Source organism: Novosphingobium aureum (assembly GCF_015865035.1).
Classification (GTDB): Bacteria; Pseudomonadota; Alphaproteobacteria; order Sphingomonadales; family Sphingomonadaceae; genus Novosphingobium; species Novosphingobium aureum.
The window spans coordinates 39,590-59,068 of record NZ_JADZGI010000004.1; the positions used below are offsets into that span (position 1 = coordinate 39,590).

At 66.1% G+C, this 19,479-nt stretch carries 17 protein-coding genes; 8 read left to right on the forward strand and 9 right to left on the reverse strand.

What is annotated here, in order from left to right:
• Nucleotides 1–566 precede the first annotated feature (566 nt).
• The 4 genes from I5E68_RS17180 to panC form a co-directional block, all read right to left on the reverse strand.
• Complete coding sequence (locus I5E68_RS17180) at nt 567–3,113, reverse strand: hypothetical protein (RefSeq protein WP_197166378.1); 2,547 nt, start codon at nt 3,111–3,113, stop codon at nt 567–569.
• Nucleotides 3,114–3,224: 111 nt separating this feature from the next.
• Nucleotides 3,225–3,800, reverse strand: a complete 576-nt coding sequence (locus I5E68_RS17185; protein ID WP_228727311.1) for a TetR/AcrR family transcriptional regulator — start codon at nt 3,798–3,800, stop codon at nt 3,225–3,227.
• Between the two features lie 621 nt (nt 3,801–4,421).
• The gene (locus tag I5E68_RS17190; RefSeq protein WP_197166381.1) at nt 4,422–4,850 is read right to left on the reverse strand and encodes a hypothetical protein; all 429 of its coding nucleotides are present in this window, start codon (nt 4,848–4,850) and stop codon (nt 4,422–4,424) included.
• 124 nt (nt 4,851–4,974) lie between these two features.
• Nucleotides 4,975–5,838, reverse strand: a complete 864-nt coding sequence (panC, locus tag I5E68_RS17195) for a pantoate--beta-alanine ligase (RefSeq protein ID WP_197166382.1) — start codon at nt 5,836–5,838, stop codon at nt 4,975–4,977.
• Nucleotides 5,839–6,013: 175 nt separating this feature from the next.
• On the opposite strand from panC, the gene I5E68_RS17200 reads away from it, so the two are divergent.
• The 4 genes from I5E68_RS17200 (at nt 6,014) to I5E68_RS17215 (ending at nt 11,239) form a co-directional block, all read left to right on the forward strand.
• Nucleotides 6,014–6,826, forward strand: coding sequence for a division plane positioning ATPase MipZ (locus I5E68_RS17200; protein ID WP_197166383.1), 813 nt, complete (start codon nt 6,014–6,016; stop codon nt 6,824–6,826).
• A 17-nt stretch (nt 6,827–6,843) separates the two neighbouring features.
• Nucleotides 6,844–7,161, forward strand: a complete 318-nt coding sequence (locus I5E68_RS17205; RefSeq protein WP_197166384.1) for a J domain-containing protein — start codon at nt 6,844–6,846, stop codon at nt 7,159–7,161.
• A gap of 40 nt (nt 7,162–7,201) precedes the next feature.
• Nucleotides 7,202–8,668: a phosphoglucomutase/phosphomannomutase PgmG gene (gene pgmG / locus I5E68_RS17210; RefSeq protein WP_197166385.1), complete on the forward strand. Its 1,467-nt coding sequence runs from the start codon at nt 7,202–7,204 to the stop codon at nt 8,666–8,668.
• 117 nt (nt 8,669–8,785) lie between these two features.
• Entirely contained in the window at nt 8,786–11,239 is a 2,454-nt protein-coding gene (locus tag I5E68_RS17215; RefSeq protein ID WP_197166386.1) for a ligase-associated DNA damage response DEXH box helicase, read from the forward strand.
• A gap of 108 nt (nt 11,240–11,347) precedes the next feature.
• Here the strand turns inward: I5E68_RS17215 and I5E68_RS17220 are convergent, their stop codons facing one another.
• The 4 genes from I5E68_RS17220 to I5E68_RS17235 form a co-directional block, all read right to left on the reverse strand.
• Nucleotides 11,348–11,782, reverse strand: coding sequence for an ExbD/TolR family protein (locus I5E68_RS17220; RefSeq protein WP_197166388.1), 435 nt, complete (start codon nt 11,780–11,782; stop codon nt 11,348–11,350).
• Nucleotides 11,783–11,811: 29 nt separating this feature from the next.
• Nucleotides 11,812–12,342 (reverse strand): ExbD/TolR family protein, encoded by a 531-nt coding sequence (locus tag I5E68_RS17225; protein WP_197166390.1) that lies wholly within the window; start codon nt 12,340–12,342, stop codon nt 11,812–11,814.
• Between the two features lie 133 nt (nt 12,343–12,475).
• Nucleotides 12,476–13,249 carry a MotA/TolQ/ExbB proton channel family protein gene (locus tag I5E68_RS17230; protein WP_197166400.1) on the reverse strand — a complete coding sequence of 258 codons (774 nt, stop codon included), beginning with the start codon at nt 13,247–13,249 and terminating at the stop codon, nt 12,476–12,478.
• A gap of 74 nt (nt 13,250–13,323) precedes the next feature.
• The gene (locus I5E68_RS17235; protein WP_197166402.1) at nt 13,324–13,995 is read right to left on the reverse strand and encodes an energy transducer TonB; all 672 of its coding nucleotides are present in this window, start codon (nt 13,993–13,995) and stop codon (nt 13,324–13,326) included.
• Nucleotides 13,996–14,355: 360 nt separating this feature from the next.
• Between I5E68_RS17235 and I5E68_RS17240 the strand changes: the two genes are divergently transcribed.
• Nucleotides 14,356–15,225, forward strand: coding sequence for a hypothetical protein (locus I5E68_RS17240; RefSeq protein WP_197166404.1), 870 nt, complete (start codon nt 14,356–14,358; stop codon nt 15,223–15,225).
• A gap of 151 nt (nt 15,226–15,376) precedes the next feature.
• A complete protein-coding gene (locus tag I5E68_RS17245) occupies nt 15,377–16,684 on the forward strand; it encodes a homoserine dehydrogenase (RefSeq protein ID WP_197166406.1) in 1,308 nt (435 codons plus the stop codon).
• A gap of 108 nt (nt 16,685–16,792) precedes the next feature.
• Here the strand turns inward: I5E68_RS17245 and I5E68_RS17250 are convergent, their stop codons facing one another.
• The gene (locus I5E68_RS17250; protein ID WP_323982207.1) at nt 16,793–17,176 is read right to left on the reverse strand and encodes a hypothetical protein; all 384 of its coding nucleotides are present in this window, start codon (nt 17,174–17,176) and stop codon (nt 16,793–16,795) included.
• Between the two features lie 151 nt (nt 17,177–17,327).
• Between I5E68_RS17250 and glpX the strand changes: the two genes are divergently transcribed.
• Complete coding sequence (glpX, locus tag I5E68_RS17255; RefSeq protein ID WP_197166417.1) at nt 17,328–18,305, forward strand: class II fructose-bisphosphatase; 978 nt, start codon at nt 17,328–17,330, stop codon at nt 18,303–18,305.
• Nucleotides 18,306–18,526: 221 nt separating this feature from the next.
• The gene (locus I5E68_RS17260; protein ID WP_197166418.1) at nt 18,527–19,462 is read left to right on the forward strand and encodes a ribose-phosphate pyrophosphokinase; all 936 of its coding nucleotides are present in this window, start codon (nt 18,527–18,529) and stop codon (nt 19,460–19,462) included.
• Nucleotides 19,463–19,479: the final 17 nt, after the last annotated feature.

Sequence of the window (19,479 nt, forward strand, 5' to 3'; positions counted from 1 at the left end):
GTCATTCCCGCGAAGGCGGGAATCCAGTTTTGAACTTGCGGTAAAATTCACATTCGCGCGAGCCGCGCAGTTTCTGACCACTGATCTTGAGGCGAATCGCTGCGCAGTCTGGATTCCCGCCTTCGCGGGAATGACGAAGTTGGGTGGATATTTTTCGTTGCCGGTCACCATCTAAGTCGATGTTGGATTGATCTTAATAAATAAGCTGCTGCTGCGCCAATTGCTGACCCGACGAGACCAGCGCCAAACGCGAGGCCATGGAGACTCAATGGCGTCGGGGCGATGAATAGTGATGTGAGAACCGGCAAAGACGCTGTGCCAACCATCACCTTCATTCGAGCTTTTGGAAGAAAAGCATGGATTAAGAAACTGAGCGCGAACGCAAAGCCGACGGCACCAAAAATGAAATACCCTACTCCCACAAGCTCTCCACCCACGGTCCCAGTCGCCGCCAAATTTGCAGGCTACGGTTAGCTTTATGCCAAATCGGCGCTTTATACCGCAATGGCGGCAAGGGGGGCGAAACCGGACATTCGATTTCGTCCACGCCGCCCAGGATCCTGACCCTAGTCCGCGGTCAGCGTGACCACGCTTTCGGGCGCATCGCGCAGGCGCAGGCCGAGGCCGTCGGCTCCGGGTTGCGGCACCGCGATGGCGGCGCCGGTGAAGCCGGGCGAGACCTTGACCGCACCTGTCATCTCCGACCCCTTGCCCACGGCATCGAGGAGGAACAGGTCCCGGCCGCGCAGCGTACAAGGCGTGGCCGAGGCCGTGGCGGCCTTGTCATTGCAGGTCAGCGCGGTCACGCGTGGCAGCCGCACGAGGCTGGCTAGCGGCTGCCAGTCGCTCGAACGCGCCAGACTGCTGGAACCCGTATCGCCGCCGCGCAGCAGCCGGAAGCGCAAGGGGCCGAAGGTGCCGGGCGGCAGGTCGCTCGCGCGCAGCGTCGCGACGGCGACCTGGGCCGTTGCCAGCGAGAGGCCCTTGCCGATCTCGAGACGGGTGAGCGGGGTCAGGGGCTCAGTACCGGGACCTTGCGGCGCGAGTGCGATCTCGATGGCGTCGCTGCGATCGAAGGCGCCTTCACCGGCACGGTCGATCGAGAACACCAGTTCGCCATCGTCGGGCAGCAGCTCGCCCTTGCCGAGATCGAGCGTGTGTTCCCCCGGTTTCGCATTGGCGGTGCGTACCGATCGGTCGAGCAGGTGCACCTTCGGGCGCGGCGATGCGACGGTGACGGGCAGGCGAACCTTGCGTCCGCTGGCAAGCGTCACCCAGGCAGTCTCGGTCTCGCCCTCGGGTGTCTGCGCGAGGTCTTCGGCCGCTGCGCCAGTTTCGCCATCGGCGACGAGGCGCAAGAGATCGGCGTCCTGCGCGCGGGTTAGCTCGGCTGGTACGAAGCGGCGCTTGCCCAGCTCGAGGCTTTTCACCTGGTCGAGCCTGAGACCGGTCAGCAGGCCTTCGTCATCGCCGGCGTGGACCTCGAAACCGTCGATCCGGCTGCCTTCGGCCACCGCCTCGAGATCGAGGCGTACCGGTTCGGCTGCGCCGAGCACCTGAAGCTCGAGGCTGTGCTTGCCCGTCTTCAGCGCATCGCCGGGCACCTTGACCGCGAGGCGGCCTTCGCTCTCGACTTCCCAGACGAGCCTTTGCGGGCTGCCGTCTTTGCGCCGCAGCGTGACGCCCGAGAGGCACGCCGGGGCGCTTCCCTCGACGACGATGCGGTTGTCGCGTCCTACGACCAGCCCTGTGCCCCCGTCGGCAAGCTTCCACTGCGCGACGCCGGGCAGCTGTACCGCGAATTCGGGGCCTTCGAAGGGCGTAAAGCCCCAGAGCCCGTGGAGGCGTGCGCGCATCGCGCCCGAAAGGCCCTCGGGCAGTGGCGCATCAAGGCGGTAGCCACCCTTGTCGGCCTGCGGGGCGACCGGGACCTCGACCGTGCGTCCCGAGGCGCTAGTGATGGTGACCGCCATGTCGTGGGCGAAGGCGGTGGAGAAGACCAGCGGCGCGCCTTCGACCGGCAGCACCGCGCCGGGCCGTGCGAGGCACACCGGCGCGGCATCGCTTGCGCGCAGGCGCGGCGGCCTGCTGGCCTCGATCGAGGGCATGGCCGCGACCATCACCGTCTTGGGCTTCTGGAACGAGGGCGCGGCATTGAGCAGCAGCGAGAGCCTGTCGTCGTGCGCGGTGGTCAGCGCGGGCAGGTAGTTGAAGGTCGGGTTGCTGAAGGCGCCGAGCAACTTGGCGACATCGCGCACCACGCCGATGTAGGGGCTGTAGGTGCCGCCGCCCGCTTCGGGAACGGCGCTCAGCTGCAGCGCCAGCGCGGTCGGCGCGCCGGTCAGCGTGTCGGTGATCGAGTTCGAGTGGACATCGCCCAGCACGAGGTTCTCGCGATCCTCGAGCAGGCACGAGGCCTGTTCCTCGGCGACGCGCAGCAGGCAGTCCTCGTTGAGCTTGATCCCCAGTGCATTGGCGAGCGGCGGGGCGATCTTGCGCAGGTTCTGCGGATGGCCGATCTCGGCGCGGATGCCCGCCATGAAGGTCTCGAGCCGGGTATGGTCGAGCGAGGCCAGTTCGAGATCGTGGCTGGCGCGCACGAACTCGCCGGGCTTGCCGCGGACCGCATCGCGCAGCACGCCTTCGGCGCCGCCGGTGTCGGGCACCAGCAAAAGCACCATCTGCCGCGCGCCCTTGGGCACGGTGAGCGCGAGGGTGTTCTTCTTCTCCTTTTCCTTCCAGCTCTCGGCGGTCTCGATCCAGTCCTTGGGGGGCGGATTGGTCGCGCCGCGCAGGAAGGCGGAGACGAGAATGAACTCTGCGCCATGGTCCTCGGGCATCGCGCCATGGACGGTGACCTTGTCGCCTTCGGCAAGACTGGGCACCTGCGCGATCGGCAGGGACTTGCCGTCGCGCGTGACATCGACCCTGAGATCGGGGCCGGCCAGCTCGAAGGAGGGACCCTTGGCGGCGTGTGCAGGCGCGCCAAGGACAAGCGTGCTCGAGGCCGCGAGCAGGCAGGCCAGCGGGGCAGCAAGCGATGAAGTCAGCGAACGCGCGGGCTTTGGCGTATCGTGCACCCGCTTGCGGTCGATCAGGAAGTCACTTGGCAAGGGATGTCGTTCCTCTGCTCCATTTGCATTGCTCCCCTGTCTGCGGCCCGGCTTCGCCTTACCCGCAAGTCGTGCCCCGCGCAAAGGGGGCACTTCGGCAGAATGAACGCATTACGCGCCGCCGGGTTCGATCCCGTAGGTGGCGAGGATCTGGTCGGCGACCTCGTCGGAGGTGAGGCGTCCCGGGCGATACCAGTTCGATGCGGTGTTGAGCGTGGTCAGCAGCAGGAGCCGGTAGATGTCCGGATCGCGCCCGGCAACCGGCGGGACCGCGGCGATCAGCTCGGCGAACATCGTTTCGAAAGCATCGCGCCGCTCGATCAGTCTTTCGCGCAGGCCCTCGGGCACCGAGCCGAGGTCGTTCATCAGCGGCATCGTCAGCGAATCGGGGGCGAGCTGGATCGCGAGGAGGATGCGACAGGCGCTTGCGAGGCGTTGTACCGGGTCCTCGATATCCGCGATGCCCGCGCGGATCGCGTCTTCCGCCGATTGCAGCGCGCGGTCGTGAATGCGCACGAAGAGCGCGTCCTTGCTCTTGATGTAATGGTAGAGCGAGCCGCCGAGCAGGCCGACCCGTTCGCCGATGTCGCGGATGCTGGTTGCGGCATAGCCCTTCTCGGCGAAGAGCGCGGCAGCGGCGTTGAGCACGGCCTCCTCGCGGCTGGGTTCGCGTCCCGCAGCTTCCATGGAGCGGTCCTGGGTGTCATGCCGGGCTGTCATCGTGCTTGCGTGGCGATTTGCGCGGGTATGGGCAAGCCCGTTTTCTTCGCTCTGGCTGCCGCACATCGCTGTGGGCCAAGATGATCCAAGGCGTGTGGCAGGCTTTCAGAAGGGGGCGGGGTCCCCCGCCCGCGCCGCGAGCGGTCCAGGTAGCAGACCATGGGCGGTACGAGCGGGGGCGCCGGTGGCGGGACTGGATCGGCACCCGCGCCTTCGCCCCGGGGGCGGATCGCGGCTGTCAATGTACCACCGGCCCTGAGATCGAAGGGCGCCGCCAGGGGGGGACTGGGAAACCGGCGCTATCGATCCCAAGAGACCATGCGAATCGGGCGTTTTATCGTGCAGGCCCGGACAAGAATTCAAGATTCAGAAAAATCCGAGCATTTTGAAGTTCCTGACCCTCTCTTCGCGCATTTGTGTACACAAAGGCCTGCATCTTTTCCAGAACGCTTGTAGGTATTAATACATTATAGAGCGAATATATACAATGTGCATTGTATAGTTGTTCGTAGTGAATTGTATTTGTTTGAGATTCCGTGCTTTCGAAGAAATCGTAATCTGCGAGCCTTGTGACTTTACGAGTGAGGCTTAGTTCTGTTGGTCAACACCGGGGCCGCGCTCGACAAGCCATTCGCCTGTCGTGCAATTTTCCGGATCGAACGCAGCGACGGCGCGCATGATCCGGGCGGTTTCACCGGGCAAGGCAGCTTCGAACCTGACCGTGACCGTCCATTTCCCGTTGGGTTCGGACCTGTCGACGCTGAGGTTCCGGAAATCGAAGCCGCTGCTGCCGGGTGGCAGGCCTTCGGTTATCCGCAGCAGCAGGTCGCGCAGGAAGGCAGGCTTGCGGGTGCGGCAGATGTCGTTCGGCTCCGGGGCGGTGAGGTCCGACTTCTCGATGTCGTAGGTTGTGGGCGTCGGCTTGGGCTCAGGAGTGCCGGGACCGCACGCGGTTAGCGCCGCGGTGATCGCTGTCGCACCGGCCAGTACAGCCGAGAGATTGCGCTTCATCTTCATCGGCGTCTCCTGAAGGACAATCCCAAATCTGCTGAACGGTCAGAAAACGCGCGGAGCCCGGCTTTGTGCTGGAATCCTGCGCGCTCTCTGAAACTATTCGTTTTGCTCAGGTACCAACGCGCACTCAGGGGGTGACCGCCATATTGTCGATCAGCCTTGCCGGTCCGATCCGCGCCGCGACGAGCAGGCGCATCGGGCCGGGGATCGGGGTGTCGAGCGGAGCAAGGCTGGCGGCATCGCAAAGCTGCGCATAGTCGATCTGGTGAAAGCCGCCTGCGAGCAGTTCGGCTTCCAGTCCGGCCAGCGTCGGGGCGATTGGCTTGCCGCTCTCGATTGCGGCGATCGCATCTTTCATCGCCAGCGGCAGCGCGACCGCGCGGGCACGCTGCTCGGCATCGAGGTAGGCGTTGCGCGAGGACATCGCGAGCCCGTCCGCCTCGCGCACCGTGGGCACGCCGAAAATCTGCCCTGCGGCGGGGAAGGCGAGGTCGAGGTCGGTAGCCATGCGGCGGATCACCGCGAGCTGCTGCCAGTCCTTCTCGCCGAACAGTGCCATGTCCGGGCGGACCTGGTTGAACAGCTTGCACACGACCGTTGCGACACCGTCGAAATGCCCCGGGCGCGAGGCACCGCATAGCCCGTTGCTGACGCCCGAGACCGCGATGCTCGTGGCGAAGCCCTGGGGATACATCGCCTCGACCACCGGAGCCCAGAGCAGGTCCACGCCTTCGGCAAGCAGCAGCTCGCTGTCGCGTTCGAGTACTTTGGGGTAGGCGTCGAGATCCTCGTTCGCGCCGAACTGGAGCGGGTTGACGAAGATCGAGACCACGACCGCGCCTTGCTGGCCGACCCGCTCGCGCGCCTTGCGCACCAGTGTCAGGTGGCCCGCGTGCAGCGCGCCCATGGTGGGCACGAGCGCGACCGGCCCGCGCTCGCGCAGCTGGGCGACTGCACTGCGCAGTGGATCAAGGGTGCTGACGGTTTGCATTGGCGAGGCGTGCTCCGGTAAGATGACGGGGCTGCTTCCCCCGCGCCTGTCCTTAGCGGTGCAGGCGGGTCGGCGGCAATGTCAATGAGTGCAAGCAATTGCGCGCGAATCCGGTTCGTGACCGCAGGGGGCGGGCGGACCCGGGGCGCTCGCCAGGAAAGCGAATACCAGATCCGTGACTGCTCATCGCATCGTCTTCGCCAATGAAAAGGGTGGCACCGGCAAATCCACCACCGCGGTCCACGTGGCCATGGCTCTTGCCTATCAGGGCGCGAAAGTCGCCGCGATCGACCTCGATCCGCGCCAGCGCACCTTGTTCCGCTATCTCGAGAACCGGGTCGAGACCGAGCAGCGGCGCGGCATCGCGCTGCCCGGTGCGCGCTTCTCGGTCTACGACGGCGACGATTTCAACGAGCTTGACGAGCTCGCCGAGCAGATCGCCGAGGGCTACGACTTCCTGATCTTCGACACGCCGGGCCGCGACGACGCCTTCGCCCGTCACGTCGCATCGACCGCCGATACGCTGGTCACCCCGCTCAACGACAGCTTCATCGACTTCGACCTTATCGGTCAGGTGGAGAACGAGACCTTCCGCGTGAAGAAGCTCTCGTTCTATGCCGAGGTGATCTGGGAGGCACGCAAGAAGCGCGGTCTCAAGACCATCGAGGAAGGGCGTCGCGAGCTCGACTGGGTGGTGGTGCGCAACCGCATGCAGCACGTCGAGGCGCGCAACATGCGCCGCATGGATACCGCGCTTCAGGAACTGTCGCGAAGGGTGGGTTTCCGCATTTCGGGCGGACTGTCCGAGCGCGTGATCTTCCGCGAACTGTTCCCCTCGGGGCTGACCCTGCTCGACAAGGGTCACCTGGGCGAGCTGGGCACCAGCCACCTCGTTGCGCGCCAGGAACTGCGCGGGCTGGTCAAGGGGCTCAACCTGCCCCGACCCAAGAGCCAGCAGGGCGACCTCGTCGCCGCTGCGGGCCGCTGAGCGGTCGCTGGCAAGCGATGAAGATCCTGTGGATCGCACTACTGGCGGCAATCGCCTGGCGCATGATCTTCGGTCGCTGGCCCTGGCAGACGCTGGGCATCAGCAACTGGCCCGAGAAGCCGGCGCAGCGGCGCGGCAGTTTCGCCGAAGCCGAGGCACGCGTCCTGCTCGGCCTCGAGGACGATGCCGGCCGCAAGGAAATCCTCGAGGCGCATCGCCGCCACCTCGCGACGGTCCATCCGGATCGGGGCGGATCGAACGAGCAGGTCCACGCCGCCAATGCCGCGCGCGACACCCTGCTGGCAGCGCTCGAGCGTTCGGCCAAGACTTCCTGACACGCGCCATGCGATCTGCGCTGGAACGCGAAGGGAGGCGATGAAGGCGCACCGGTTTCACCCTTCGCTGCTGCGTGCCTACGACGTGCGCGGTATCTTCGGCGAGACGCTCGGCGAGGACGACGCGCATGCGCTGGGCCGCAGTTTCGCGACGGTCCTGCACCGCAAGACTGATGTTTCGCCCCGTCGCCCGCGCGTTGTCGTCGGGTACGACGGCCGCCTCAGTTCCCCGGTGCTCGAGGAAGCGCTGGTCGTGGGGCTGTGCGCTTGCGGCATCGACGTCGTACGCATCGGCCTTGCCGCGAGCCCGATGCTCTATTTCGCCGAGCGTTCAATCGATCAGGTGGAAGGCGGCATTCAGGTAACTGGCAGCCACAATCCCCGCGATCACAATGGCTTCAAGATAGTACTTGGGGGCCGCCCGTTCTTCGGGGAGGCGCTCGCCAGCCTCGGCGGGATTGCAGCTGCCGGCGACTGGTTCTTGCCCGGAGGCGGTATCGATGCGGGTACTCTCTCCCCGCCCGGAAGCGTCGTCGCCGAGGCGGGGAGGTCGCAGCGGCACGACGTTATGCCCGCCTACCTCGACGCGCTCCTCGGGGCGCTGGCGGGAGGGCCCGGAGGCTTGGCGCAGATCGACGACCTGCGCATCGGCTGGGACACCGGAAACGGCGCTGCCGGGCCGCTGGTGGAGAGACTTGTCGCGAGGCTGCCGGGCGAACATCATATGCTGTTCTCCGAAGTTGACGGGCGGTTTCCCAATCACCACCCGGATCCGACGATAGAGGCGAACCTTGCAGACCTGCGCATGTTGGTCACGGGCAAGAAGCTCGATTTCGGAGTGGCCTTCGACGGCGATGGCGACCGGCTCGGCGTGGTCGATGGCGCGGGACGCGTGGTCTGGGCCGACCGACTGCTGGCGCTCTTTGCCGCTGACGTGCTCGAGGCATATCCCGGTGCCAGCGTCGTTGGCGACGTCAAGATGTCGCAGGTCACCTTCGATGCGGTCGCGAGCCTTGGCGGCAAGCCGGTCATGGCGCCTTCGGGGCACTCGCCGATCAAGGCTGCGATGCGCGAGACCGGGGCGCTGCTCGGCGGCGAGATGAGCGGGCATTTCTTCTTCGCCGACAGGTATCTGGGCTTCGATGACGGGCCTTATGCGGCCTTGCGGCTGATCGCGGCGAGCGCGGGCAGGGGACGGGCGCTCGCGGACCTCGTCGACGCCCTGCCTCCCGCTTGCGCGACGCCCGAGATGCGTTTTCCGGTCGCGCCGCAGCGTCGGCTTGCGGTCGTCGAGGAGGTGGCCGCAAGGCTCGCTGCGCGCGGGCGCGAGGTCTGCGCCATCGACGGTGTCCGGGTCTCCTCGCCGGAGGGCTGGTGGCTGCTGCGCGCCTCGAACACGCAGGACATGCTCACCGCCCGCGCCGAGGCGGCCTCGCCCGAGGCTCTGGCGCGGCTTGTCGGCGAGATCGACACCGAACTGGCGGCGAGCGGTGTTACGCGCGGGTGAGCCGGGAACCTGCGGCCTCTCGGCGGGCTGTGCTGTCATGCGCTCGAAAAGCCCCTGCGTTTGCGCGCCAGCCGCGCCTGAACCTTGTTGCCCGACCGTGGGGCAGGGAGGCGCTGCATGAACGGCAAGGGACACGTGCCCGAGGAGATCGCGGCATGGTTCGAAGGGCGCGGCTGGCGCGTGCGCGAACACCAGCGCGCGATGCTCGAGGCGGCGGACGAGGGGCGCCATGCTCTGCTCGTTGCCGATACCGGGGCGGGCAAGACACTCGCCGGGTTCCTGCCCACACTCGCCGATTTCGCACCCTCGCGGCTCGCAGGCAAAGCGCGGCCACAGGTCCTGCACACGCTCTATGTATCGCCGCTCAAGGCGCTGGCGCACGACGTACAGCGCAATCTGCTCGCGCCGATCGAGGAAATCGGGCTCGACATCCGGGTCGAGACGCGCAGCGGCGACACGCCATCGGACCGTAAGGCCCGCCAGCGCGCGCGGCCCCCGCATGTCCTGCTCACGACGCCCGAATCGCTCGCGCTGCTGCTCAGCTATCCCGAGGCAGAGACGCTGTTCTCGGGGCTCCAGCGCATCGTCATCGACGAGGTTCACGCCTTCGCGACCGGCAAGCGCGGCGACATGCTCGCATTGTGCCTCTCGCGCCTGCAGGCGCTGGCACCGCAGCTTCGCCGCGCCGCGCTCTCCGCGACATTGGCCGATCCCGACGACTATCGCGGCTGGCTCGCGCCCTGGGGCGATATCGATTCGGTCGCGCTCGTCGAGGGCGAGGCAGGCGCGCCGCCCGAGGTCGAGATCCTGCTTCCGCGCGAGGAGCGAATTCCCTGGTCAGGCCATGCCGCGACATGGGCAATCGAGCAGCTGATCGAGCAGATCGCGGCGCATCGCACGACGCTGGTCTTCACCAATACCCGCTTTCTCGCCGAATATATCTTCCAGGAGCTGTGGTCGGCGAACGAGGACAACCTGCCGATCGCGATCCACCACGGCTCGCTGTCGAAGGAGGCGCGGCGCAAGGTCGAAGGGGCGATGGCGCGCGGCGAGCTGCGCGCGCTGGTCTGTACCGCGAGCCTCGATCTCGGCATCGACTGGGGCGACATCGATCTCGTCGTGCAGATGGGAGCGCCCAAGGGCTCCTCGCGCCTGCTCCAGCGTATCGGGCGCGCCAATCACCGGCTCGACAGCCCCAGCCGCGCGGTGCTTGTTCCAGGCAACCGCTTCGAGTTTCTCGAGGCCTTCGCCGCGCAGGAGGCGGTCATTGCCGGGCAGCGCGATGGCGACGGCTTTCGCCCGGGCGGGCTCGACGTCCTCGCGCAGCACGTCATGTCGCTCGCCTGTGCCGGGCCGCTCGACGAGACGCGCCTGCTCGACGAGGTGCGCTCGTCCACACCCTATGCCTACGTCGATGCTGCTGTGCTCGCGCGCGTGCTCGATTTCGTCGCGACCGGGGGCTACGCGCTGCGCAGCTACGAGCGTTTCCGCCGCATCGTGCGCGAGCGTGACGGGACCTGGCGGCTGACTCATCCCGACCATGCCGCGCGGCACCGGCTCAATGCCGGGATCATCGTCGATTCCGAAATGCTCGAGGTACGCTTTCGCAACGGACGCTCGCTTGGCAAGGTCGAGGAGGGGTTCGGCGCGAGCCTCTCGCCGGGCGACACTTTCCGCTTCGCTGGGCTCGATCTCGAGGTCGAGACGATCAAGGATCTCGACCTGGTGGTGCGTGCGGCGCGGCGATCGGCGACGATCCCCAGCTACATGGGCCAGCGCATGCCGATCTCGACCCATCTGGCCGACCGGGTGCGGGCGATGCTCGCCGACCGTGCGGGCTGGGCGCGATTCCCCGACGACGTGCGCGAGTGGCTCGAGGTGCAGGCCTGGCGTTCGCACCTGCCCGCGCCGGGTCGGCTGCTCGTGGAGAGCTTCCCGTACCGCGATCTTGCCTATACCGCCTTCTACACTTTCGAGGGCTGGAACGCGAACCAGTCGCTGGGCATGCTGGTGACGCGGCGCATGGCCGACCGCGATCTCGGGCCACTCGGCTTCGTCGCGACCGACTACACGCTCATCGTCTGGGGGCTGAAGCCGATTGCCGATCCCGCAGCGCTGCTCTCGCCCGATATCCTCACCCACGAGTTCGTCGACTGGGTGCAGCAAAGCCACCTGTTGCGCCGGGCCTTCCGCGAAGTCGCGGTGATCTCGGGCCTGATCGAGCGGCAGGTGCCGGGCAAGCGCAAGTCGGGGCGACAGGTCACGTTCTCGACCGACCTGATCTTCGACGTGCTGAACAAGTACGAGCCTGATCATCTGCTGCTCGAGGCGGCCTGGGCCGATGCCCGTGCACGCATGACCGATGTCGCGCGCGTCGCCGATGTACTCGAGCGTGCGGCGCGCGAGGTGGACCATGTCGAGCTCGACCGGATCAGTCCGCTCGCGGTGCCCGCGCTTTCGATGATCGGGCGCGAGAACCTGCCTGCCGGGGCCGCCGAGGACGACCTGCTGGTCGAGGCAGAGAGCCTGGCCGCCATGGCGATGCGCGTCGATCCTGCGCTGGAGGACTGAGGTCGCCGTCGCGCAGGTGGACGCGCGCCTTTAGCGGGCAACAAAAAAGGGGCGGATCGCTCCGCCCCTTCCTTGGGTCCTGCGAGAGGACCGGTTCCACTTCTCGGCTTACTTGCCGAACTCGCGGAACTGTTCGTTGCCGACGAAGCCGAACTTCGTCACGCCCGATGCCTTGATGATCTGCAGCACGCGTGCCGAGAGCTCGTAGCTTGCGCTGGGCTCGGGCTGGAACTGCAGTTCGGGCTCGACCTCGTAGCGCAGCGACTGCGCCAGGAGATCGACGAGGCCCGGACCGTCAACCGGGGTGCCGTTCCACAGGATTTCGTCCTGCGGGGTGAGCACCACCTTGTTGCGGATCGGGTCCACCGGGGGCGGGTTGTTCTGGTTCTGCGAGTTCACCGGAAGATCGATGTCGATCGAGTGAGTCGCGACCGGGATGGACATGATGAACATGATGAGGAGGCAGAGCATGACGTCGATCAACGGCGTCGTGTTCATCTCCATCATCGGCGAGCCATCTTCCTTGCCGCCAGACATTGCCATGAGGTGTTTCTCCTGTTCCTGCCGGTGGCTTAGTTCGGGTCGGTCGGGTTGGTGATGAAGCCAACCGTCGGGTAACCCGAAACCTGCACGTTGTAGATGGTGCCTGCCACGCAGCGCCACGGAGCCTCGACGTCACCACGGATGTGGACCTGGGGGACCAGTTCCGGGTTGGCCTGGAGGGCTTCGGGACCGCCGGCGCGCTTGACGATGCCGTCGAGACGCTTGAACGCGCGATCACGCAGTTCTTCCGAGGTCACAGCCGTGACGTTGTTGAAGTAGACGCGGCATTCGCCGTCGCGCGATGCACCTTCGTAACCGGGCTCACCGGCACTGCGGCCAGCGGCGTCGGTGGTCGAGACGGTGAGGAGAAGGTTTTCGACCTTGTCCTTGGATTCCACCGCCGGGATGACCGGGATACGCAGCTTTTCGATCGTCTGGATAGCGACCGGGACCGCGATCAGGAAGATGATCAGAAGCACCAGCATGACGTCGACGAGCGGCGTCGTGTTGATGTCGGACATGGGTGTTTCAGCACCCCCTCCGCCCGAGGATATCGCCATAGTCTTATCCTAATCCTTGCGTTGCCTTGGGGGAGAGAGACGAGGGGTTGCGCGCATGCACCGTTCCCTCGTCTCCGTGATCCCCTACGGGAGTGAAGCCCGACGATTGGCGGGCTTCGTTATCCCGCGCTGCTTACTTGGCCGGAGCCGGCTTCGGAGCAGCTGCAGCAGGCTTCTTGATCGGGGCAGCAGCAGCCGGCGAGACCGGCTTCACGGCACCCTTCGAGGTGATGTTGGCAAGGACGTCGCTCGAGAAGCCGGTGAGCAGCTCGGCGATGCGCTTGTTGCGCGACTGCAGGTAGTTGTAGGCGAGCACGGCCGGAACGGCGACGAGCAGGCCGAGCGCGGTCATGATCAGAGCTTCACCGACCGGACCTGCGACCTTGTCGATCGAGGCCGAACCGGCGAGACCGATGGCGATCAGAGCGCGGTAGATGCCGACGACGGTACCGAACAGACCGATGAACGGTGCGGTCGCGCCGACGGTGGCGAGGAAGGGCAGGCCGCCGGCGAGGCGGGCGTTGATGGTCGCTTCCGAGCGGGCCAGCGAAGCGTGCAGCCAGTCGTGGGCCTCGAGCTCGTCGGTCATCTTGGCGTGCTGCTCTTCAGCGACGATGCCGTCCTCGACGAGCTGGCGCCATGCCGAGTTCTTCTCGAGCTTGGTCGAACCTTCCTTGATCGACGAAGCCTTCCAGAAGGTGCCGCGGATCGAGTTGTACTGACGCAGGATCTTCGACTGTTCGAACCACTTGGTGAACAGGATGTAGAACGAACCGAACGACATGATGCCCAGGATCACGACGGTGGCGTAGGCGATGAAACCGCCCTGTTCGAGAGCTTCAGCGAAGCCGAACTTGTTCTGCGGCGCGGCTTCACCGGCAGCGGCAAGGATGTCAACGATAAGCATGCGATTTACCTCTCAAGAAGAATGCAGGAGTTCGGCCGGGACGCGCCCCGCGGACCGCGGCCGATTCAATGGGTTTAGTCAAGCCGGTAGACGATCGCGGTCGAGTAGTTGCTCGAGATCGGATCGCCAGCGTCGTTCAGCGCGGGCTTGAAGCGTGCATAGCGGGTCATGCCCTCGCACGCTGCTTCGTCCAGGTCCGGGCTGCCGCTCGAATTGCTGACCGAGCATGCGGTGACGCGACCTTCAGCGCTGACCGTCACGCGAACGCCAACGCGGCCTTCGCGGCCTTCACGCGCGGCGCGCGAAGGATAGTTCTGCTGAATGCGCGCGGCCCAGCGGCCTGCGTTCTCGGTCTGGACGCCACGGGCCTTCGACGGCGCCGGGGGTGCCGGCGGTGCCGGAGGTGCCGGCGGTGCCGCCTGACGGATCACGACCGGGGGTGCGGGCGGCGGAGTGATCACCGTCTGCACCGGCGGCGGAGCCGGGGCGATGTTGATCGGCGGCGGCGGGGCCACGATCGGCGGCGGAGGGACGTCCTCCTGCGGTTCGGGAGGCGGCGGCGGGGGCTCCTCCTCGGGCGGTTTCTCTTCCTTGATATCCACGGTGGTCACCTTGCTGATGACCTTCTTGGTTGCCTCATAGGCAAGGCCCGAGATCAGCGCATAGCCGATGAACACGTGGATCAAGGCGACGATGACAATAGTGGTAATCTTGCTACCACTCATTTGCTGGTCAGCGTAAGCCATTCAGACGCATCACTCCATTACCAAGCCCCGGACCTGTACAAAAAGCACGTGTCCAAGGGCGCCGATGGCCTCCGCTGGAAGCGAAGCCCATGACGAAACTCGAAATTACCCACCCTGACGGCTGACAGTCGTCCTTTCCCATGCCGCGCAAAAGAAAGGCTTCCCGCGGGGCTTATTTGTATTTTTCGCCCCGTTGTGCAGTTTTCTTAGCGTTGAAGGGCACCCTGCGCAACGCCCAATCCGCGATGGGGTGGGTTAACCTTCGATTAGGGACATCCTCGGGGAGTGCGCAAGGCGGGGGAATTGCGTGGATTCCATTCACGTTTCATAAAGCCGCAATTTTGCAGCGGATTGGGCCTGATGACGACTTCAAAGCACCTTCTCGTCCCCGGAATCGGGGCTCTCGCTCTGGCGTTTCAGCCGCTCGCGGCAGTGGCCCAGAATCAGGTCCCCTCCCATCCCGAGGCGCTCGATTCAGCACAGCTGTCACCGACCTTCGCGGACATTGCTGCACTGGCCGATTCGGCAGGCCTTGTGGTCCATGCCCGTATCCGCAAGGCGATCCGGGTGAAGAACGAGCGCGCGCCCGGTCTCGCGCCGGGATCTGTGCGTTTCTATGTCGAGGCCGATACCCTCGCACTGCTCAGCGGGTCGGCTCCGCTGGGCGAATCGATCCGCTATCTCGTCGACCTGCCACTCGATGCGCGGGGCAAGGAACCCAATCTCAAGAAGCGCGAAGTCCTGCTCTTTGCGCGCGCCGTTCCCGGCCGACCCGGCGAGATCCAGTTGCTCTCGCCCGATGCGCAGCAGACCTGGTCGCAGGAAGCCGAGGCACGGGTGCGGCGCATCCTGCAGGCCATGGTCGCCCCCGATGCCCCGGCGAAGGTCACCGGGGTGCGCGAGATCATCTTTGTGCCGGGCACATTGGCCGGGCAGGGCGAGACGCAGGTCTTCCTCAACACCGATGACGGGTCCGCCGCCTCGCTGACGGTGCGGCACGTGCCCGGTGCGCAGCCGGTCTGGGGGGTCTCCTTTTCCGAGCTCGTCGCCGATGTCGGCAGGCCGCCTAGGCGTGACACGCTCGAGTGGTATCGCTTGGCCTGCTTCCTGCCCGCCCGGCCGCCTGTCGGCGCGAACATGTCGGAGGGCGCCGCACTGCGCGCCCAGGCCGAGGCCGATTATCGCTTCGTGATGCAGGACCTCGGGCCCTGCAGGCGGACGCTGGGCTAAGGTCGCGACGGGTCAGCGCCCTGGGGCCAGCCCCCGGGGGCAGTTGCCTTCCGCACCGGTGCACGGGGGGGCGCTGCGCCATCGCGAGGAGCGAAGGCGCTGGAAAATGCTGCCGGTCTGTCCTAGGGCGCGCTTCCGAAAGGGAGCATCGATGACCGAACCGCTGAAGATCGCACTTGCAGGCCTGGGTACCGTTGGGACCGGCGTCGTCCGACTGATCGAGACGAATGCCGCGCTGATTGCGCGCCGCGCACGGCGGCCGATCCAGATTACCGCGGTCAGCGCACGCGACCGCAGCAAGGATCGCGGCGTTGATCTCTCGCGCTATGCCTGGGCAGACGATCCGGCCGAGCTGGCTGCACGCGACGACGTCGACGTGGTGGTCGAGATGGTCGGCGGCTCGGACGGTCCGGCGCTCGCGCTGGCGCGCACCGCGATTGCCGGTGGCAAGAGCCTGGTCACCGCCAACAAGGCGATGATCGCGCACCATGGCCTCGAACTGGCCGATGCGGCCGAGAAAACGGGCGTCGCGCTCAAGTTCGAGGCGGCTGTCGCGGGTGGCATTCCGGTCATCAACGGGATGATCGACGGCGCTGCCGCCAATGCCATCGACCGCGTCTACGGCATCCTCAACGGCACCTGTAACTACATCCTGTCCTCGATGGAGGACACCGGCGCCGACTTCGCCGACGTGCTCGCCGAGGCACAGCGCCTGGGTTATGCCGAGGCCGACCCGACCTTCGACGTCGAGGGCATCGACGCTGCGCACAAGCTCTCGATCCTGGGTGCGATCGCATTCGGCGCGAAGCTCGACTTCGCCGGTGTCGAGACCGTAGGTATCTCGCAGGTCAAGGCTGCGGACATCGAGCAAGCCCATGCGCTGGGCTACGTCGTCCGCCTGCTCGGCATGAGCGAGCTCGAGCGCGATCCTGCCGGCGATCGCCTGTTTCAGCGCGTGCGCCCTTATCTGGTGCCGGTCGATCATCCGCTGGCCAACGTCGATGGCCCGACCAACGCCGTCGTTGCCGAGGGCAATTTCATGGGCCGCCTGCTGTTTCAGGGCGCGGGCGCGGGCGACGGCCCGACCGCCAGTGCGGTCGTCGCCGACATCATCGATATCGCGCGCGGCGAGAAGGGGCCGGCCTTCTCGATGCCGGTCGCCGAGCTGCAGCCTTTCGGCAAGGCCTCGTCGGGCCATCGGGTCTCGCGCTCCTACATCCGCTTCATCGTGCCGGACCGTCCTGGCGTGCTCGCCGACATCACTGCGGCCATGCGCGATGCGGGCGTCTCGATCGAGAGCGTGATCCAGCGCGGCGATCCCGATCAGGACGGCGAGGTCATCCTCGCCATCGTGACCCACGAAGGGCCCGAGGCATGCGTCACCGAGGCGATGCGTATCCTCGACGGATCGGACAGCCTGACGGCGGCTCCGCTGGTGATGCAGATCATCGGCGAATAGGCCCCGGATGCCCTGACGGCATGACCTGCCGACACGAAGAAGCCCGGCCGGACGATGTCCGCGCCGGGCTTCTTCGTGTGGAGGGGGGCGCTGCCTTGCTGCAGTTGCTCAGTTGGCGCGCATTTCGCCCTTTGCGACCTTGTCGGCGTCCGAACCGGCGGGGGCTTCGGGGATTTGCGAGAGGTCGATCAGCAGGGGCTGTTCTGGCGGGCAGGGCGGGACGAGGCACATGCCCGAAGCGGTGGCCTTGCCCTTGAAGATGCCGTCGCCCGCGACGTCCGGTGCGCGCAGGCGCCCGTCGTCGGTCCCAGCTGCGCCAGTGGGATCCTCGTCCGCGCTGGATGGTACGCGGAATTCGTCCTCGTCGGGCGCGCAGACGACGATCTCGCCCTGGCGGATCGTCTTCAGGCAGTTGCGGCGGGAACGGTCGCGGGTAATTCTGCCTCCGGTGCCGAGCATGTTTTCCGCGATTTCGCTATCGGCCTGTGACACTGTCGGCGGGTCTTGTGCCAGTGCCGATTGGGGTATCCAGAACAGCAGGGATGCCGCGATGGCGAAAAGAAATTTCGGTTTGCTCGACAACTCGGGATCCTCTGGCTAAGGCAGTTATTACCTTTCCTCCATGGATTAATCCGGAGTGAACATGCCTGAACATACCCCTGCCAGTAAAGTATTAGACCGTGTCCTCGTCCTCGAGATGGTCCGTGTGACCGAGGCCGCGGCAATCGCTGCTTCGCACCTTGTCGGTCGCGGAGACGAAAAGGCTGCAGATGCTGCCGCCGTCGAGGCAATGCGCAAGGCCTTCGACGAACTCTACATGGACGGCACCGTCGTCATCGGTGAGGGCGAGCGCGACGAGGCGCCGATGCTCTTCATCGGCGAAAAGGTCGGCGGCGCCCCCGGCAAGGGGCCCAAGATCGACATCGCACTCGATCCGCTCGAGGGCACCACGATCACTGCCAAGGCCGGCCCCAACGCGCTGGCCGTGCTCGCGGCTGCGGAAGAGGGCTGCCTGCTCAACGCGCCCGACGTCTACATGGACAAGATCGCGGTTGGCCCGGGCTATCCCCCCGACGTGATCAGCCTCGACAAGACCCCGACCCAGAACGTCGAGGCCGTGGCTGCGGCCAAGGGCGTTGCCCCGGCCGACATCATCGTGTGCGTGCTCGACCGTCCGCGCCATGCCGACCTCATCGCCGAACTGCGCGGCATTGGCTGCGGCGTGGTCCTGATCGGTGACGGCGACGTTGCCGGTGTGATCGCCACCACCGACGAGAACACCACGATCGACATCTACATGGGTTCGGGTGGCGCACCCGAAGGCGTTCTCGCCGCGGCAGCGCTGCGCTGCGTGGGTGGCCAGATCAACGGTCGCCTGCTGTTCCGCAACGACGACGAGCGTGCGCGTGCACGCAAGTGGGGCATCGATGACCTCGATCGCATCTACAAGCTGCAGGATCTCGCCAAGGGCGACTGCATCTTCGCTGCGACCGGCGTCACCGACGGTTCGCTGCTCGAAGGCGTGAAGACCTTCAAGGGCGGCAAGATGACCACCGAGAGCGTGGTCATGCGCGCAAGCTCGGGCACCGTGCGCTGGATCAAGGGCGAGCACAAAGCCTGATCGGCGCTGAGCTCCGGTAAAATCCGAAGAGGCTGGTTCCGCGATGCGGGGCCGGCCTTTTTCTTTGGCAATGCAGGATGATGGCTATCGCGTGTCCGGTCGTTCGCGCGCGTCCTGTCCGGCAGGCGGTGCAAAAAAGCGCAAGCCTCTATTGCAATCGCATGACTCCGCACTAGAGGCGGGCGCCATCAGGACCACTTGATCGTTTTCGGGGATTCGCAATGAAGATCATGTCGGGCAACAGCAACCTTCCGCTCGCGCGGGCCATTGCTGCCTATCTCGAACTGCCGCTGACTGATGCCAGCGTGCGCCGCTTCGCCGACGAGGAAATCTTCGTCGAGATCCACGAGAACGTGCGCGGCGAAGACGTCTTCGTGGTCCAGCCGACCAGCTACCCGGCCAACGATAACCTGATGGAACTCCTGATCGGCATCGACGCACTGCGCCGGGCCTCGGCGCGCCGCATCACGGCGGTCGTTCCCTACTTCGGTTATGCCCGCCAGGACCGCAAGCCGGGACCGCGTACCCCGATCTCGGCCAAGCTGGTCGCCAACCTGATGACCGAGGCCGGTGCCGACCGCGTCCTCTCGGTCGATCTGCACGCCGGCCAGATCCAGGGCTTCTTCGACATCCCGACCGACAACCTGTTTGCCGCGCCGGTCATGGCCGCCGACATCCAGGCTCGCTACGGCGACCAGTCGCTGATGGTGGTTTCGCCCGACGTCGGCGGTGTGGTCCGCGCTCGCGCGCTGGCCAAGCGCCTCGACAACGCACCGCTCGCGATCGTCGACAAGCGCCGTGACAAGCCCGGTCAGTCCGAGGTCATGAACATCATCGGCGACGTGAAGGGCCGGGCCTGCATCCTGATCGACGACATCATCGATTCGGGTGGCACGCTGTGCAACGCCGCGCAGGCGCTGATGGACCAGGGCGCAGCCAGCGTCACGGCCTACATCACCCACGGCGTGCTTTCGGGCGCTGCGGTGTCGCGCGTCAACAACTCCGCGCTCAAGGAGCTGGTGATCACCGATTCGATCCAGGCAACCGAGACCGCGCAGCAGTCCGACCGCATCCGCATCCTGACCATTGCCCCGCTGATCGGCGAGGCGATCCGCCGCATTGCCGACGAGAGCTCGGTCTCCAGCCTGTTCGACTGATCTTGCTGGCGAAGGGT

What these genes read in the sequence shown, in the direction of transcription:
- I5E68_RS17185 (WP_228727311.1), bottom strand. Translation starts at nt 3,800, where the DNA reads ATGGAAGCTGCGGGACGCGAACCCAGCCGCGAGGAGGCCGTGCTCAAC.
- I5E68_RS17190 (WP_197166381.1), bottom strand. Translation starts at nt 4,850, where the DNA reads ATGAAGATGAAGCGCAATCTCTCGGCTGTACTGGCCGGTGCGACAGCG.
- panC (WP_197166382.1), bottom strand. Translation starts at nt 5,838, where the DNA reads ATGCAAACCGTCAGCACCCTTGATCCACTGCGCAGTGCAGTCGCCCAG.
- I5E68_RS17205 (WP_197166384.1), top strand. Translation starts at nt 6,844, where the DNA reads ATGAAGATCCTGTGGATCGCACTACTGGCGGCAATCGCCTGGCGCATG.
- pgmG (WP_197166385.1), top strand. Translation starts at nt 7,202, where the DNA reads ATGAAGGCGCACCGGTTTCACCCTTCGCTGCTGCGTGCCTACGACGTG.
- I5E68_RS17215 (WP_197166386.1), top strand. Translation starts at nt 8,786, where the DNA reads ATGAACGGCAAGGGACACGTGCCCGAGGAGATCGCGGCATGGTTCGAA.
- I5E68_RS17220 (WP_197166388.1), bottom strand. Translation starts at nt 11,782, where the DNA reads ATGGCAATGTCTGGCGGCAAGGAAGATGGCTCGCCGATGATGGAGATG.
- I5E68_RS17225 (WP_197166390.1), bottom strand. Translation starts at nt 12,342, where the DNA reads ATGGCGATATCCTCGGGCGGAGGGGGTGCTGAAACACCCATGTCCGAC.
- I5E68_RS17230 (WP_197166400.1), bottom strand. Translation starts at nt 13,249, where the DNA reads ATGCTTATCGTTGACATCCTTGCCGCTGCCGGTGAAGCCGCGCCGCAG.
- I5E68_RS17235 (WP_197166402.1), bottom strand. Translation starts at nt 13,995, where the DNA reads ATGGCTTACGCTGACCAGCAAATGAGTGGTAGCAAGATTACCACTATT.
- I5E68_RS17240 (WP_197166404.1), top strand. Translation starts at nt 14,356, where the DNA reads ATGACGACTTCAAAGCACCTTCTCGTCCCCGGAATCGGGGCTCTCGCT.
- I5E68_RS17245 (WP_197166406.1), top strand. Translation starts at nt 15,377, where the DNA reads ATGACCGAACCGCTGAAGATCGCACTTGCAGGCCTGGGTACCGTTGGG.
- glpX (WP_197166417.1), top strand. Translation starts at nt 17,328, where the DNA reads ATGCCTGAACATACCCCTGCCAGTAAAGTATTAGACCGTGTCCTCGTC.
- I5E68_RS17260 (WP_197166418.1), top strand. Translation starts at nt 18,527, where the DNA reads ATGAAGATCATGTCGGGCAACAGCAACCTTCCGCTCGCGCGGGCCATT.